The organism is Rhodobacteraceae bacterium IMCC1335, from assembly GCA_039640495.1.
In the GTDB taxonomy this organism is placed as follows: Bacteria; Pseudomonadota; Alphaproteobacteria; order Rhodobacterales; family Rhodobacteraceae; genus Thalassovivens.
This window is the reverse complement of the sequence record CP046864.1, coordinates 2,809,939-2,825,052: the sequence shown is the minus strand read 5'-3', so window position 1 is coordinate 2,825,052 and position 15,114 is coordinate 2,809,939. Positions and strand designations below refer to the sequence as shown.

Annotated in this window: 15 protein-coding genes; 4 read left to right on the top strand and 11 right to left on the bottom strand. The window is 51.7% G+C overall.

The features are described 5' to 3' along the window. Positions 1–2: 2 nt before the first annotated feature. The gene (locus GN241_13650) at positions 3–1,634 is read right to left on the bottom strand and encodes an AMP-binding protein (GenBank protein XAT58309.1); all 1,632 of its coding nucleotides are present in this window, start codon (positions 1,632–1,634) and stop codon (positions 3–5) included. 78 nt (positions 1,635–1,712) lie between these two features. Here GN241_13650 and GN241_13645 point away from each other — a divergent pair, with 78 nt between their 5' ends. Further along, positions 1,713–2,621: an EamA family transporter gene (locus tag GN241_13645; protein XAT58308.1), complete on the top strand. Its 909-nt coding sequence runs from the start codon at positions 1,713–1,715 to the stop codon at positions 2,619–2,621. A gap of 78 nt (positions 2,622–2,699) precedes the next feature. Here GN241_13645 and GN241_13640 read toward each other — a convergent pair whose 3' ends face one another. The 8 genes from GN241_13640 to GN241_13605 all read right to left on the bottom strand — a co-directional run bounded on the left by GN241_13640 (position 2,700) and on the right by GN241_13605 (position 11,284). After that, entirely contained in the window at positions 2,700–4,898 is a 2,199-nt protein-coding gene (locus GN241_13640) for a 3-hydroxyacyl-CoA dehydrogenase (protein XAT58307.1), read from the bottom strand. 2 nt (positions 4,899–4,900) lie between these two features. After that, on the bottom strand, positions 4,901–5,383 hold the full coding sequence (locus tag GN241_13635) for a cupin domain-containing protein (GenBank protein XAT58306.1): 483 nt from the start codon (positions 5,381–5,383) through the stop codon (positions 4,901–4,903). After that, positions 5,383–6,594, bottom strand: a complete 1,212-nt coding sequence (locus tag GN241_13630) for an acetyl-CoA C-acetyltransferase (GenBank protein ID XAT58305.1) — start codon at positions 6,592–6,594, stop codon at positions 5,383–5,385. Before GN241_13630 ends, GN241_13635 begins: the two co-directional genes overlap by 1 nt. A gap of 13 nt (positions 6,595–6,607) precedes the next feature. After that, a complete protein-coding gene (locus tag GN241_13625) occupies positions 6,608–7,240 on the bottom strand; it encodes a glutathione S-transferase (protein ID XAT58304.1) in 633 nt (210 codons plus the stop codon). Between the two features lie 197 nt (positions 7,241–7,437). Then, a complete protein-coding gene (locus GN241_13620) occupies positions 7,438–8,586 on the bottom strand; it encodes an acyl-CoA dehydrogenase (GenBank protein XAT58303.1) in 1,149 nt (382 codons plus the stop codon). Positions 8,587–8,607: 21 nt separating this feature from the next. Continuing rightward, positions 8,608–10,389, bottom strand: a complete 1,782-nt coding sequence (locus GN241_13615) for an acyl-CoA dehydrogenase (protein ID XAT58302.1) — start codon at positions 10,387–10,389, stop codon at positions 8,608–8,610. A gap of 18 nt (positions 10,390–10,407) precedes the next feature. After that, on the bottom strand, positions 10,408–10,815 hold the full coding sequence (locus tag GN241_13610; protein ID XAT58301.1) for a MerR family transcriptional regulator: 408 nt from the start codon (positions 10,813–10,815) through the stop codon (positions 10,408–10,410). 88 nt (positions 10,816–10,903) lie between these two features. After that, positions 10,904–11,284 (bottom strand): MerR family transcriptional regulator, encoded by a 381-nt coding sequence (locus GN241_13605; protein XAT58300.1) that lies wholly within the window; start codon positions 11,282–11,284, stop codon positions 10,904–10,906. 141 nt (positions 11,285–11,425) lie between these two features. On the opposite strand from GN241_13605, the gene GN241_13600 reads away from it, so the two are divergent. Genes GN241_13600 through GN241_13590 form a run of 3 tightly spaced genes read left to right on the top strand, consistent with a single transcriptional unit; the run spans position 11,426 to position 13,667 of the window. Beyond that, positions 11,426–11,830 carry a hotdog fold thioesterase gene (locus GN241_13600; GenBank protein XAT58299.1) on the top strand — a complete coding sequence of 135 codons (405 nt, stop codon included), beginning with the start codon at positions 11,426–11,428 and terminating at the stop codon, positions 11,828–11,830. 5 nt (positions 11,831–11,835) lie between these two features. Next, a complete protein-coding gene (locus GN241_13595; GenBank protein XAT58298.1) occupies positions 11,836–12,366 on the top strand; it encodes a PaaI family thioesterase in 531 nt (176 codons plus the stop codon). Beyond that, positions 12,366–13,667, top strand: coding sequence for an MATE family efflux transporter (locus GN241_13590; GenBank protein ID XAT58297.1), 1,302 nt, complete (start codon positions 12,366–12,368; stop codon positions 13,665–13,667). The genes GN241_13595 and GN241_13590 overlap by 1 nt, the downstream gene beginning before the upstream one ends. 5 nt (positions 13,668–13,672) lie before the next feature. Here GN241_13590 and GN241_13585 read toward each other — a convergent pair whose 3' ends face one another. Beyond that, entirely contained in the window at positions 13,673–14,731 is a 1,059-nt protein-coding gene (locus GN241_13585; protein XAT58296.1) for a quinone-dependent dihydroorotate dehydrogenase, read from the bottom strand. Next, positions 14,728–15,066, bottom strand: coding sequence for a DUF952 domain-containing protein (locus GN241_13580; protein XAT58295.1), 339 nt, complete (start codon positions 15,064–15,066; stop codon positions 14,728–14,730). The genes GN241_13585 and GN241_13580 overlap by 4 nt, the downstream gene beginning before the upstream one ends. Positions 15,067–15,114 lie beyond the last annotated feature (48 nt).

Sequence of the window (15,114 nt, the reverse complement as noted above, 5' to 3'; positions counted from 1 at the left end):
CTTTAGCTGCCTTCAGAGGCTATTTTACGCAGCTCAAATTTTTGAATTTTTCCAGTTGAGGTTTTTGGAAGCTCTTGAAAGATGATTGTTTTGGGGGTTTTGAAGCCCGCCAGCTTGCTGCGGGCAAACCGTACCAATTCTTCTTCGCTGATGCTGGCGCCGTCCAAAAGCTCGATAAAGGCGCAGGGCACCTCGCCCCATTTTTCATCCGCCTTGGCAACCACCGCGCAAAGCGATACCGCCGGATGCCCCATTAAAACGCCCTCTACTTCTACGGAGCTTATATTTTCACCGCCGGAAATGATGATGTCTTTGGCGCGATCTGCGATTTGCACATAGCTGTCAGCATGCTGCACGGCCAAATCGCCCGAATGGAAATAGCCCCCTTGAAAAGCTTCTGCCGTTGCCTCTGGGTTTTTCAAATAGCCCTTCATCACCGAATTGCCGCGGATCATGATTTCACCTTGAGTTTTGCCATCCATTGGAACTTGCGTCATGTGTTCATCCATAACGGTGATATGTTCCATCATCGGAAAAGCCACGCCTTGGCGGGCCTTGATGGTGGCGCGCTTGTCTTCATCGGCATCGCCCCATCGGGTTTCATCCCAAACGCATTCTGTGACATGTCCATAGGTTTCGGTTAATCCGTAAACTTGGGTGACGTTAAACCCAAGCTTTTCGATTTTTGACAGCGTTGCTGGGGCAGGCGGCGCGCCTGCCGTGAACACTTCGACCACGTGTTCAAATTCGCGCCGTTCGTCATCCTTGGCGTTGACAAGCATGTTCAATACGATAGGAGCTCCGCCAAAATAGCCGACGTTCTCATCTGCGATGGCATTATAAATCGCGCTGGCTGTGATGTCGCGGCAGCAAACCAGCGTGCCGCCTAAAAGTGGCATCATCCATGTATGGTTCCAGCCATTGCAGTGAAACAGCGGAACAATCGCCATAAACACTGGGCGCAGCGTCATCTGCCAGCTGACCACGGTGCCCATGGTCATCAGATAGGCGCCCCGGTGGTGGCATACCACGCCTTTCGGGCGCCCCGTGGTTCCTGAGGTATAATTCAGGGATAGGCTTTCCCATTCATCCTCGGGCATGTGCCAGGAAAAATCTGGATCGCCAGTGGCAAGCAGATCTTCATAGGTTTGATAGCGCCCAGAAGCGGGAAAGTTGGCTTGATCATCGGGCACTTCGATAATCACGGGTGCCTCGCCGTCCATATCGGCGCAAGCGGCCTCGGCCAAGCTTAAAAACTGGCTATCGACCAAAACTATTTTCGCGCCGCCATGGGCAAAAATATAGCTGACTGTGCCTGTATCAAGCCGCGTATTGATGGTGTTTAATACGGCGCCGCAAGCGGGCACTCCAAAATGGGCTTCTGCCTGCGCGGGCAGGTTGGGAATTAATGTCGCCACAACATCCCCGGGGCACACGCCACGTTGTTGCAACGCCGAGGCCAGCTGTGAGCAGCGCGCATAATATTGCGCATAGGTTTTGCGATGCGCGCCGTAGCTCACCGCGGGCAGGTTTGCAAACACCACCGCAGCGCGCCTTAAATGTGACAAGGGGGTCAGCGCCACATAATTTGCCTGATTTTTATCCAAGCCGGTTTCGTCTGTCATCCACCCCATAATGCTCTCCTAAAGAATCCTGTGCCCGTGTCGGTTTCAAGCTAGATTAAGCGGTATAATGAGGCAAAGAAAACCCCAATGAGCGAAAACCTTCCCACTGATGGCCGCGCCGCAGCGAGTTGCATGATTGCCGCGATGTTTGTTGTGGGATGCATTGATAATTTTATCGTTTTTATTGCGGAAACGGTCAGCATTTGGCAATTTCAAGCGTTGCGAGCCGCGATTGCTTTGCCTCTTATTTTGGGTCTCTCTGCCTTTGGGGCGGGCTCGGTCTTGCCGAAACGCTTCTGGGCGGTGCTTTTGCGCAGTCTTTTTTTAACAATCTCAATGCTGTTTTATTTTGGCTCTTTGGCTTTTATGCCAATGGCGCAGGCCTTGGCTGGGCTTTTTACTTCGCCCATTTTTGTATTGCTGATCACCGCATTGTCGTTGGGGGAAAAGATCGGACCGATACGTGTGATTGCGGTTTCTTTGGGCTTTTTGGGTATTTTATTGGTGCTCAATAAGGGTTTGATCGATTTGAATATCATTAGCTTTCTACCCGTTTTGGGGGGCGTTTTTTACGCGTTGGCCGCCGTTGCAACCCGACAATTATGCGAGGGAGAATCGACTTTATCTTTGTTAACGATGCTGTTGGTTTTGCAGTTCCTGTTCGGGTCGGTCGCGTTGATATATCTTGGCATGGCGGGGGCCGATGTTGCGCCAGGTGCCGATGGGTTTTTAACCCGCCCCTGGACCTGGTCGCTTGCCGCGGCTTTGCCGTGGATCATTATCCAAGCAGTGGGCTCTATTTTGGGGATAGGATTGATTTTCAGGGCCTATCAAATTGGCCAAGCGTCTTATGTGGCGGTGTTTGAATATTCCGCGTTTATTTTTGGGCCTTTTTTCGCTTGGCTGTTTATCGGGCAACAAATTCAATTGCTGCAGGTGGCTGGTATCGCCTGCATCGCAGCGGCAGGCGTTTTAATCGCCCGCCGCACTCTGTGATGCTGCGGTGCCTTGCTTAAAAAGCTCGGATGGGGCATTTTTATCGCGAAGGGCTTTGAATTTGGCCATCGCAAGGCGCTAGGCGGCGCTTTGGGTTTTTTTAGCTTGCCCGTAAAAGCTTTGCCCTTTGCTGGCCATGCTGCGCAGCAGATCCGGGCAGGCAAAGCGGTCGCCATAGGCGTGGTGCAATTGATCGCAGCGTTCGGCCGCATAGGGGCTGCCCAATATATCAAGCCAGCTGAAAGGGCCGCCAGACCAGGGTGCAAACCCCCAGCCCAAAATAGCGCCCACATCGCCCTCGCGAATATCCATCAGCACGCCCTCTTCCAGCGCGCGCACCGCTTCTAAGCTTTGAACAAAGATCAATCTATGTTGCACGTCAATCAAATCGGGTTGCTGCGCGGCCAGCGAGTATTGTGCGCTCAGCCCCTCCCAATAGCCAAGGCGTTTGCCCTGCGCGTCATAGCTAAAGAAGCCGGCCTTTGCCTTGCGGCCCAAGCGGCCTTTGGATTCCATCCAGAAAAGCACGTCATCAACGGCCGAATCTGGATAGGTTTTGCCCATAGCGGCTTTCGTGGCACGGGCAATTTTAGCACCCAAATCAATCGAGGTTTCATCCACGAGCTGCAAGGGGCCAACCGGAAAGCCCAGCATGCGCGCGGCATTATCCACCATCGCCGGCGCGACACCTTCGGCCACCAAGCGAATGCCTTCATTGATATAGGGGATGATGCAGCGATTGGCGTAAAAAAACCGCGCATCGTTTACAACGATGGGCGTTTTGCGAATTTGCCGCACATAATCTAGGGCTTTGGCAGCCGCGCGATCGCCGGTTGCTTTGCCTTTGATAATTTCAACCAATGCCATGCGCTCAACTGGAGAAAAGAAGTGAATCCCGATAAATTGCTCGGGGCGTTCGCTTGCTTTGGCCAATTCGCTGATCGGCAAAGTTGAGGTATTTGAAGCAAAGATGCATTCTTTAGGAATAACCGCCTCAACCGCGCCTGTAATCTCTGCTTTGACCTTTGGATCTTCAAACACAGCCTCAATGATCAAATCAACATCGCTGAGCGCTTGGTAATCGGTTGTGGCTCTAATCTTATCAAGCACCGCCTGTTTTTTTTCAGCCGTGGCTTTGCCGCGTTTGATGCCCTTGTCCATATAGGCTTCGCTATAGGCTTTGCCTTTGTCTGCAGCCGCTTGCGTTTGATCGATCAACACCACCTGCAAGCCGGCCTGCGCAGAGACCAACGCAATCCCGGCCCCCATCATACCAGCCCCTAATACACCTACTTTTTTGACGGATTGATCTGCGATTTCTTTTGGCCGCACGGCGCCTTTTTCCAAAGCGCCTTTATTAAGGAAGAGGCTACGGATCATAGCTTCAGAAGACGGGTTCATCAAAACCGAGGTGAACCAGCGCGCCTCAATTTTAAGCGCGGTTTCAAACGGTACTTGCGCGCCTTCATAGACGGCGCTGAGCAAGGCTTTGGCCGCCGGATAAGCGCCTTGGGTTTTGCCATGAACCATCGCTGAGGCCCCAATAAAGGTCATAAAGCCAGAGGGGTGATAGGGGGTGCCGCCTGGCATTTTATAGCCTTTTTGATCCCATGGTTTGACCAATTCAGCCGCTGTGGCGTTTAAAACCCAAGCCCGGGCATCGGCCATTGGGTCAGCGCTGACGCTGTCAATCAGCCCGGCGGCTTTGGCTTTGGCGGGGGGCAGGGTTTTGCCTTCCAGCAAATAAGGGGCCGCGGCCATCGCGCCCAATTTGCGCACCAAGCGGATGGTGCCCCCGGCGCCGGGAAATAATCCAACAAGAATTTCGGGCAAACCAATTTTTGCTTTTGGATTATCGGCGGCAAAAATACGATGCGTGACCAAAGGCAATTCAAAGCCGATGCCAAGCGCAGTGCCCGGCAAGACGGTTGCGATTGGCTTGCCGCCTTTATGGGTTTTTGCATCCATACCGGCGCGCTCTATTTTGCGGAAAATCTGATGAATGGATTGGATCCCCTTAAAGACGCCTTCTGCGGGATTATCGCCTGGCGCGTTTCTAAGGTCTGCAAGAACATTCAAATCCATGCCTGCGGCAAAATCCTTTTTGCCACTGGTTAGAATAATGCCCTTTACCGCCTCATCTGCAAGCGCCTGATCGATCATCGCGTTCATCTGCTGCAAGGCCTCAAAGCTCATCACATTCATCGATTTGCCAATGCAATTCCATGTGAGTGTTGCGATGCCTTGCGCATCTTGTGTCATCGTAAAATCGGTCATTTTCAGCTCCGGTTGGCTTCTGGGGCGATTGGATCGCCATTTTTTCGGGAAAAGGTGAAGCGGCCATCCTGCTGCGTCACCATCATATCAATATCTGCATAATAGGCGGTTTCGGTTTTGCTCTGCGTGCCAATCACCAAAAACGTCGCGGGCTTTGACGATCTATTCACCAGATGGTGGCCATTTTCGAGGCCCGCTGGAAAAGCCGCGCATTCGCCCGCGCCCAGCTCTACGGCGCCATCCTCTTCGATTAAGGTCAGCGTTCCTTCGGTCACCAGCACGAACTCATCCTGCTGAACATGCCAATGGCGCAGCGATGATTTTGCCCCGGGGGCCAAACGCACCAAATTCGCGGCAAATTGCGTCAGCCCGGATGTGCGGCTGACGGGCTGTAATTCCAAACCGGCCACAGCATCTTGATACGGGGCGGGATACCAGGCTTGGCCCGTTTCAACGGGCACGCAAGAGAGATCAATTTTGGGCATCAGACCCGCTCGATAATCGTGGCGGCGCCCATCCCCGAGCCGATGCATAATGTGGCAAGGCCAGTTTCCTTATCGCTGCGTTCAAGTTCATCCAGCAAAGTGCCAAGGATCATCGCCCCTGTTGCACCTAAAGGATGGCCCATCGCAATCGAGCCGCCATTCACATTCACTTTGTCATGATCCACGCCAAAGGCCTGTTCAAAGCGCAGAACCACGCTGGCAAAGGCTTCGTTGACTTCGAACAGATCGATATCGCCAATCGCCATACCGCTTTCGCGCAGAATTTTTTCCGTAACGGGCACGGGCCCGGTTAACATGATCGTGGGGTCGGTGCCAATTTTCGCGGTAGAGTGAATTTTGGCGCGGGGTTTGAGCCCAAATTTTTTGCCAAATTCTTTATTACCGATCAGCAAAGCGGCGGCTCCGTCAACGATACCTGAGCTGTTTCCAGCATGATGGATATGATGAATTTTTTCCAAATGAGGATATTTCATCATCGCAATTTTATCAAAGCCGGGCATCACTTCACCTTGATCCTTAAAGGAAGGTTTCAAGGCGCCTAAAGATTGCATATCGGTGTCTGGGCGTATGAATTCATCATGCGCCAGAATGGTGATCCCGTTGATATCTTCGACAGGAATTATGGATTTGGAAAACCGCTTCTCATCCCAGGCGATTTTGGCACGTTTTTGACTTTCAACGGCAAGCACATCGCCCTGATCGCGCGAAAACCCGTATTCTGTGGCAATAATATCGGCGCCAATGCCTTGGGGAACGAAATATTGATCGAAAGTAATGCTCGGATCAACGGCAATCGCGCCGCCATCACTGGCCATCGGCACGCGGCTCATGCTTTCGACTCCGCCTGCAATATAGCCCTCTCCCGCGCCGCCGCGCACCTGATTGGCCGCCAGATTCACGGCTTCTAGCCCGGAGGCGCAGAAGCGGTTTATTGACAGGCCAGGGATGCGTTCATCCAGGTCAGAGGCCAGAACCGCTGAGCGCGCCAAACAGGCCCCTTGTTCACCAACTTGAGTAACATTGCCCCAAATCACATCTTCAACGGCATGGCCGCTTAAATTATTGCGCGATTGGATCGCGTTCAGCGTGAGGCTTGACAGGCGCAATGCGGTAACTTCATGCAGGCTGCCATCTTTGCGGCCTTTGCCGCGCGGGGTGCGCAGGGCATCATAGATATATACATCAGTCATTACAGGCTCTCCTTTAGGCGCGCTCAGCGGGGTTGCCGGGCATAAGGTCATAGGGGGCTTTCCATCCGTCACAGGCAGAAATATTATCCAGCCAACGATCGATATTCGGCCAGTCTTGGCGTTGAAAGCCGAAGGGCTCGGGGTAGTATAAATACCCACAGCAGGTCATATCGGCATGGGTAATGGTTTCGCCCACCAGAAAGCGGCGCTCGCTTAAAGCCAGATCCAAAATTTTATAACTGGATTTTAACCGTGCGAGATTATACTCGATCACGGCTTGCGGGCGCTTGTCCTCAGCTAAGAAATTCATCATGAAACGTGTTGTGCCTGCCAGCGCCGATAATTTGTGATTATCCCAAAGAATCCAACGTAAAACCTCGCGGGTTTCTGCCGCGTTGGCGCCCCCGTGTTTGCCCGTTTTTTCAGCCAGATAGTTTTGAATCACGCCAGATTGACTGAGCATAATTTCGCCATCGCGCAAAACCGGAGCTTCCCCTAGAGGATTGATATGCGTGCGATAGGCATTACTGCGTGTTTCACCTTTGAAAAAATCGACAAAAACTGGCGACCAAACGCATTCTGCCAGTTGCAACGCGAGCGCAGCTTTGTAGCTGTGGCCGCTTTCGCCGAAGCAGTATAATTCCATGACATTTGCCTTTCCAATTTATGCCCGCAGTTTTGAGTATTTATGCAAAAAGAACATGCTTTTTAACCGCGATTTTACGTTTCAATTTTAACCTGTGGCAGCGCCGCAGGCGGGAGAGCCGTTGGGCGCCGAAGAAAAACCGAGCCCAGCCGAATTTTATTTGATTAGAGGGGCACGCATATTCTGCCTTTCTTGATTTAAAGGGAGCGCGAAATCAACTCTTTCATAATTTCATTGGTGCCCCCGTAAATTCGTTGTACGCGCGCATCCGTCCACATTTCGGCGATTGCGTATTCTTGCATGAACCCATAGCCGCCATGCAATTGCAAACAATCATCCAAGACCTCGCCTTGAGTGTCGGTGAGCCAATATTTGCACATCGCAGCTTTTTCGACGGTTAATTCCCCGCGCAGATGTTCGGTGATGCAGGCGTCTAAAAAAGCCCGCGCCACGGTGGTTTTTGTTTTGCATTCCGCCAGTTTGAATTTTGTGTTTTGAAATGTAAAAATCGATGCACCAAAGGCTTGGCGTTCTTTGCAATAATCGATCGTGCGGGCAACCGCGCCCTCCATCGCACCCACCGCGCCGCATCCTATAATTAGGCGTTCTTGGGGCAGTTGCTTCATCATCTGATAAAAGCCTTGGCCTTCCTCGCCGCCCAAAATATTTTCCGGTGGGATGGGTATATTGTCAAAAAACAGCTCTGACGTATCTGCGGATTTCATCCCAATTTTTTCCAGTTTGCGGCCCCGGGTGAAGCCATCCGCCCCATCCGTTTCTAAAATCACCAAAGACATTCCTTTGGCTTTTTCATTTGGATTTGTCTTGGCCGCCACCAAAATGAGATTGGCGTGTTGGCCATTGGTAATAAAGGTTTTCTGGCCGCTGAGGCGGTACATATTGCCATCGCGCGTGGCCTTGGTTTTGATCGATTGCAAATCGGAACCGGCAGCGGGTTCCGTCATTGCCAGCGCCCCGACCATTTCACCAGAAAGCATTTTGGGCAGCAAACGGGTTTTTTGTTCCTCCGTACCATAGGCCAAAATATAATGCGCGACGATTCCGGAATGAATGCCGTGACCCCAGCTGGCCAAATTGGCGCGGCTGCCCGCGAGCAAAATCGTTGCTTCATGGCCAAAATCACCCCCGGGCCCACCATATGCTTCGGGGATCGACGGGCAGAGCAGACCCAGCTCACCGGCTTGTTGCCAAGTGCTACGGTCCATTTCTCCTTGTTTGCGCCAACGCTCGAAATGCGGACTCCATTCATCTTGAATGAATTTTTCTGTCATTTCAGACAGCATCACATGTTCATCAGACATCCAGTTTGATTGGACTATTCCCATTTTTTCACTTTCTTTGTTCGATCAAAACTGATCGGCGGTTAAAGCCATCACCGGATCAGCACCGCTTTTGATACGCGCCAGATGCAACGCGGTGGCGGGCAGCTCGCGTTGCATATAATAGAGCCCTGTTTTGATTTTTGTCTCATTAAACGCCGCGTCACCTGTGCCTTGCGCTGAATTCCGAAAAGCTTGCTGGGCCATGCGTGCCCACGCATAGCCAAGGCAGACATGCCCGAATAAATGCATGAAATCATAAGATCCGGCCAAAGCCGTATTGGGCGATTTCAACCCATTTTGCATAAAATACAATGCAGCTTCTTGCAGCTGTTTGCTGGCTGTTTTCAAGGGCTCAATGAAATCTGCTTTAAACTCTTGGCTTTCACTGGCGCTTTCGGCGCAGAAGGTTTTGATCAACTCAAAAAAGGCCAGCGCATGTTTGCCGCCATCTTGGCCGAGTTTTCGGCCAACCAGATCTAACGCTTGAACGCCATTTGCCCCCTCGTAAATCATCGCAATTCTGGCATCGCGGATAAATTGTGACATACCCCATTCTTCGATATATCCATGCCCGCCAAAAACCTGCTGGGCTTGTACGCAAAATTCAAAGCCGCGATCGGTTAGGAAGCCTTTTATAACTGGGGTTAATAAGCTAACCAAACCATGCGCGGGTTCATCGTCTGCACGATTGCTTTGATCAATTAACATTGCCCCCCAATAGGCAAAGGCGCGGGCCCCTTCCACAAAGCTTTTTTGTTGCATTAAGTTGCGCCGAATATCTGGATGCACGATCAGGGGATCTGCCGCATCATCTGGATTTTCAGGTCCGGTCACCGCACGACCTTGCACGCGGTCTTTGGCATAGGCGAGGGCATTTTGATAGGCGGCCTCTGCTTGGGCGTAGCCTTGCACCCCAACCCCTAAACGCGCTTCATTCATCATCGTGAACATCGCGCGCATGCCCTTATGGGCTTGCCCTAGCAGAAACCCCGTGGCCCCATCAAAGTTCATCACGCAGGTTGCATTGGCATGAATGCCCATTTTTTCTTCGATTTTGCCCACAGAGACCTTGTTTCTCGGCCCTAATGTACCCTCTTTTTGAACCAAAAACTTTGGCACTATAAACAAAGAGATCCCCTTCACCCCGGCGGGTCCCCCCGGAATTTTGGCCAAAACCAGATGAATAATATTTTCGGCCAGATCGTGATCGCCAGCCGAGATAAAGATTTTTTGCCCCGTGATGGCGAAGCTGCCATCTTGATTTGGTTCTGCCTTGGTGCGCATCAGTCCCAGATCGGTGCCACAATGCGGTTCGGTCAGATTCATCGTGCCCGTCCACTCGCAGCTGACCATTCGGGGCAGATACGTTGCTTTTTGTTCTGCGCTGCCATGAGTATGTATCGCTGAATAGGCACCATGTGTGAGGCCGGGATACATTCCAAAGGCCATATTTGCAGAGGCAAAGATCTCCGCGATTGCTGTCGCCACGATATAAGGCAGCCCTTGCCCGCCAAATTCTGGATCGCAATCTAGCCCCGTCCAGCCGCCGTCTTTCACCTTATCGAAGGCATCTTTAAAGCCTTTTGGCGTACGAACAACGCCATTTTCTAAATGGCAGCCTTCGCGGTCACCAGAGGCATTGAGAGGCGCAAGTACCTCTGATGCCAGTTTGCCACCCTCTTCTAAAATCGCTTGCAACAGCTCGGGTTCCAGCGCGTCATAACCCGGTATATCTTGCTGCTGCAATTTCAGAACGTCGTTTAACAAAAAGCTTATGTCTTGGATGGGCGCGTTATAAACTGGCATGAAAACACCTTTTACTGATCAAAATGGCGGATGGTTGGCTTTAAAGGGGGGGCGTGTGGATAAAAGATTCTTGCCCCAAGCGAGCTGGCTGCGAAGATCTTCAATGATTTCGTCTAATTCTTGTTTTTTAGCTTCGAGTGCCTTGAGTTGGCGCTCTGCGCGCTCATGGGCTTGTTTGATTTGGATCTGCGGATCTTGATCCGATTTATACAGATCAAGCAATTGGCGGATTTCTTCCAACGAGAAGCCAAAGCGCTTGCCTTTTAAAATCAGTTTCAGCCTTGCGCGGTCTCTTCTGGTGAACAGGCGTTTTTGGCCCTGGCGAATTGGAAAAAGCAGCTTTTTCGTTTCATAGAAGCGAAGCGTTCTTGCGCTAACCCCAAATGTTTCACACATTTTGCCAATTGTCATGTGGGTTTCGTCCATAGATGCGGCCTGTCCGTAATGGAAATCTTGTTGGGTAAAGACAGCGTAGCAGAAAGTTGACGTAAACGTAATGTAGACGTCACGTCATTTATTTGGAAAACTTGTTCATCTCTTTCAGGGTTTGCTGGCGCAATCCTTTCAAGTCTTTGATGGTTTGCTTAAGCTGTTGTTCTTGGTCTTGTAGCTCAAGCAATTTGCGATCTGCCATATCGACAAACACTTTTAACTGGGTTTGCGTGCCCGCTTGTTCATAAATTTCCAGCCATTGGCGGGCTTCCTCAAGTTGGAAGCCAAACTTACGGGCGCGCATGATAAGGGTCATCCGCGCCAATTCCCGCGCCCCATAAAACCGAGATCGTCCCTCGCGTTCTGGCTGCAGAAGCTCGATATACTCATAATAGCGCAGGGTTCTTGGTGTCACCTCAAACTTGGCGCACATCTCTTTAAAGGATAACCTCGGCTCGGTCATCTTTACCCTCCTGTTGTCCATCAGATAGAGCGTCCCTTTGCGCAGAACAACCATTGCCCTTGCGATTTTTTCACGTTCTAAGTCATATTTAAAGCGAGAAGATAAAAAACCTAAGTGGAGTAAGCTTTGGTGGTGAATAAAATGGCACAGGCCCAACGTTTCATGGAGGCAATCCCGCATGCAAAAGCTTTGGGGATGAGGTTTGAAAGCATCGGCGAAGGTGAGGCCGAGATGCGCATGGATTATAATGAAAATTTCATTGGTGATCCACAGACTCGGGTGATCCATGGTGGGGCCGTTTTTGCCTTGCTCGACAGCTGTTGCGGGGCGGCGGTGTTAAGCCATCCTGATCAACGCGGTCTTACAGCGACCATCGATTTGCGGGTTGATTACATGCGCCCTGCAATGCCACATCAAACGATCAGAGCGATTGCCACCTGTTACAACGTGACCCGCAGCGTGGCGTTTGTGCGCGCTGTGGCGCTTGATGAAAATGCGGAAAAGCCGGTTGCCATGGCCTCTGGGGCCTTCGTGAACGGAGCATGAAAGTGATGAGCCCGAAACCAGAGCCTGTTCAAGTGATCAAAAAGCGCCGTGATGAGGCTTTGGCCTCATTGGTCGCCTCGGTGCCCTATATTCAGTTCATGGGGGTTCATTTTGATCGCCGCGGGGATGAGCTTACGGCTGTGATGCCGTTTCAAGAGATGATGATCGGCAATCCCGCCTTGCCCGCGCTTCACGGTGGTGCAACGGCGGCGTTTTTGGAAATTGCAGCAATTATTGAATTAAGCTGGGCGGCGGTGTGGCAGGATATAGAAACGGCCCCTGATCGCGATGTCGCAAACCTAGAAACAGCCGCCATCGCCCTGCCCAAAACAATTGATTTTTCGGTTGATTACTTGCGCTCTGGCTTGCCGCGCGATGCCTATGCGCGCGCGCGGGTCAATCGGTCGGGGCGGCGCTATGCCTCGGTTTTTGTCGAGGCTTGGCAAGATAACCGATCGCGCATTTTTGCGCAGGCAACGGGGCATTTCCTGATGCCGGAATTGCCTTTGCAGGATCCTTCAGGCGCCCCAAAATAATGATTATTTCGCATGCCCGTGTTCTAAAAATTGCCTTTCCGATTTTACTGGCGAATATAACGGTTCCCTTGCTTGGCGTGGTTGACACGGCGGTTGTTGGGCAAATTGCATCGCCGATACCGCTTGCTGCCGTGGGTATGGGCAGTTTGATCATTACCACGATTTTTTGGGTTTTTGGATTTTTGCGCATGGGCACAACGGGGCTTGCAGCGCAGGCGCTGGGCGCTGAACAGCTTGATGAGCTGGGCGCGATTTTAAGCCGCGTTGTCATGATCGGATTCTTGGCCGGTTTGGCGCTTATCTTATTGCAGGGGCCGCTATTTTATGGCGCGCTTTTGGTATCGCCGGCCTCGCATGCTGTGGAAAGTGATGCCTCTGCCTATATGCAGATCCGAATTCTCAGCGCGCCCGCGGCGATTGCGATTTTTGGTATTACGGGATGGTTGATCGCGCAGGAGCGAACCCGGCATGTGTTAGCGTTGCAAATCTGGATGAATGGCGTGAATATCGTATTGGACCTTTGGTTCGTACTCGGTTTGAACTGGGCCGTTATTGGTGTTGCATGGGCGAGCTTTCTTGCCGAACTCAGCGGGTTTATATTGGCGCTTTGGATGTGTCGGGCGCTTTGGGCCACCCCATATTGGAGAGAGTGGGCCCGCATTTTTGATAAAGCTCTGCTTTGGAAGATGTTTTCTGTCAACCGAGATATTTTACTGCGCACGCTGATGTTGCAGGGTATTTTTGTATCGTTTCTGATGGTTGCCGCGCGCTTTGATGATGTGGCGCTGGCGGCGACACAAGTTTTGAAACAGTTATTATTGATAAGTTTCTTTGCGTTGGATGGGTTTGCCTTTGCTGCTGAAACCTTGGTGGGGCAGGCCTTTGGGGCGCGCAATCGCAGCGCGTTTCGGCGAAGCGCTTTGATCACCAGCTATTGGGCTTTCGGGTTGGCTGCATTATTATGCGGTCTTGTTATTTTGTTTGGGCCTTGGGCAATCGCCGTGATGACAAAATCCAGCGATGTGCAAACTACCGCGCTGCATTATCTGCCATTTTTGTATTTGGCCCCGTTTTTGGGAATGCCGGCCTTTATGCTGGATGGGATATTCGTTGGGGCGACAGCCAGCCGTGATATGCGAAATATGATGGCGGTCAGTTTATCTGTTTATGCGCTTGCGGTGGTGCTTTTGGTCCCAACTTTTGGTCTTTCTGGGCTTTGGGGGGCCTTGCTGATTTCCTTTTTGATCCGCGCTTGTAGCTTGGCATGGCGCTATCCTGCGTTGGAGGCGCGGTTTACCTAGCCGGTTTACAACCAGCGCCCACGTCCGGTGCCCACCGCTTGATCGATCGAGGAAAAGCCATTCTTTTTTAGCAACGCATCCAAACCTTCGTTCAAATTTGGCACCAAGCTAAGCCCTTGATAGGCCAGCGCCGTATATAATTGAACCGCGCTGGCACCAGCCAGAATTTTTTCATAGGCGTGTAGCGCATTGCTTACCCCACCAACGCCGATCAGCGGTATTTTTTCACCGAGTAAATTGGAAAGTTGTGCAAGAATACGCGTGGATTTTTCAAATAGCGGCGCGCCAGACAGTCCCCCTTTTTGATCTTTATGGGGGTCGTTTAACCTGTTGCGGTCTAACGTTGTGTTGGTGGCAATCACCGCGTCTATCCCGTGCAAAAGCACCACCTCTGCGATATCTTCAAGGCTGGCAGGGTCTAGATCTGGGGCTATTTTCAAAAAGATTGGAATGGGTTTTTTTAAATCATCGCGAATCTGCATTACGCCTGCGATCAAGGCTGATAGCGCCGCTTTGCCTTGTAAATCACGCAGTTTTTCGGTGTTTGGGCTGCTGACATTGATGGTTGCAAAATCAAGATGGGCTGCGCAATGGCGCAAGACCCTGCCAAAATCGGCCGCGCGGTCATGGCTGTCTTTATTCGCGCCAAGATTAAGCCCAATGGCAGGGTGTTTCGGGCGTTTTTGCAGTCGCAGCGCGATTTGCGCCATGCCATCATTGTTAAATCCGAAGCGGTTAATCACCGCGCGATCGCTGGGCAGGCGAAACAATCGGGGCTTGGGGTTGCCCGGTTGCGCCACCGGGGTGGCCGCGCCGACTTCGATAAACCCAAAGCCGCAGGCCGCCAAACCATTCAGCGCCTGCGCGTTTTTATCAAACCCGGCGGCCAAGCCTATCGGATTTGGCAACGCCAGCCCGGCCAGCTGCGCGTTCAGGCGCGGAAAACTGCGCGAGCGCGGTTTTGGAACAAGCCCCATTTGCAGGGCTTTGATTGCCAGATTATGCGCCCGTTCTGGATCTAGGCTTTGTAAAACCTTCAAGCCCAGCTGTTCTAACTTTTTCATTCCAACGGCTCCGGAAATCTATGCAACCCATCTTTGAAATCGATTTCTTGGTGCCAGAGCACATCTTTCAAGGAAAGAGCCCGATAAAGATGCGGGAAAAGCGCCCCCCCGCGCGAGGGTTCCCATTTTAAATCGCTGCTCATTGCCGCGCTGTCGCAGGCCAAAAGCTGTAATGGGGTTACGCCGGCAAAATGCTTTGATGCAGTCTCTTTCACCTGATCTTTTGTTGAGAAGTGAATATAGCCATCCAGCAGATCGATCGGGGCGCCAAGGGTTTCTTTTTCAACCTCGAGCTGTTGCCATTCTGTGATCCTTAAAAGCTTATAAATGATCATTTCAAATCTTATTCCGTTCTATCTGTTTTTGAGGCCCATTCATGCGAG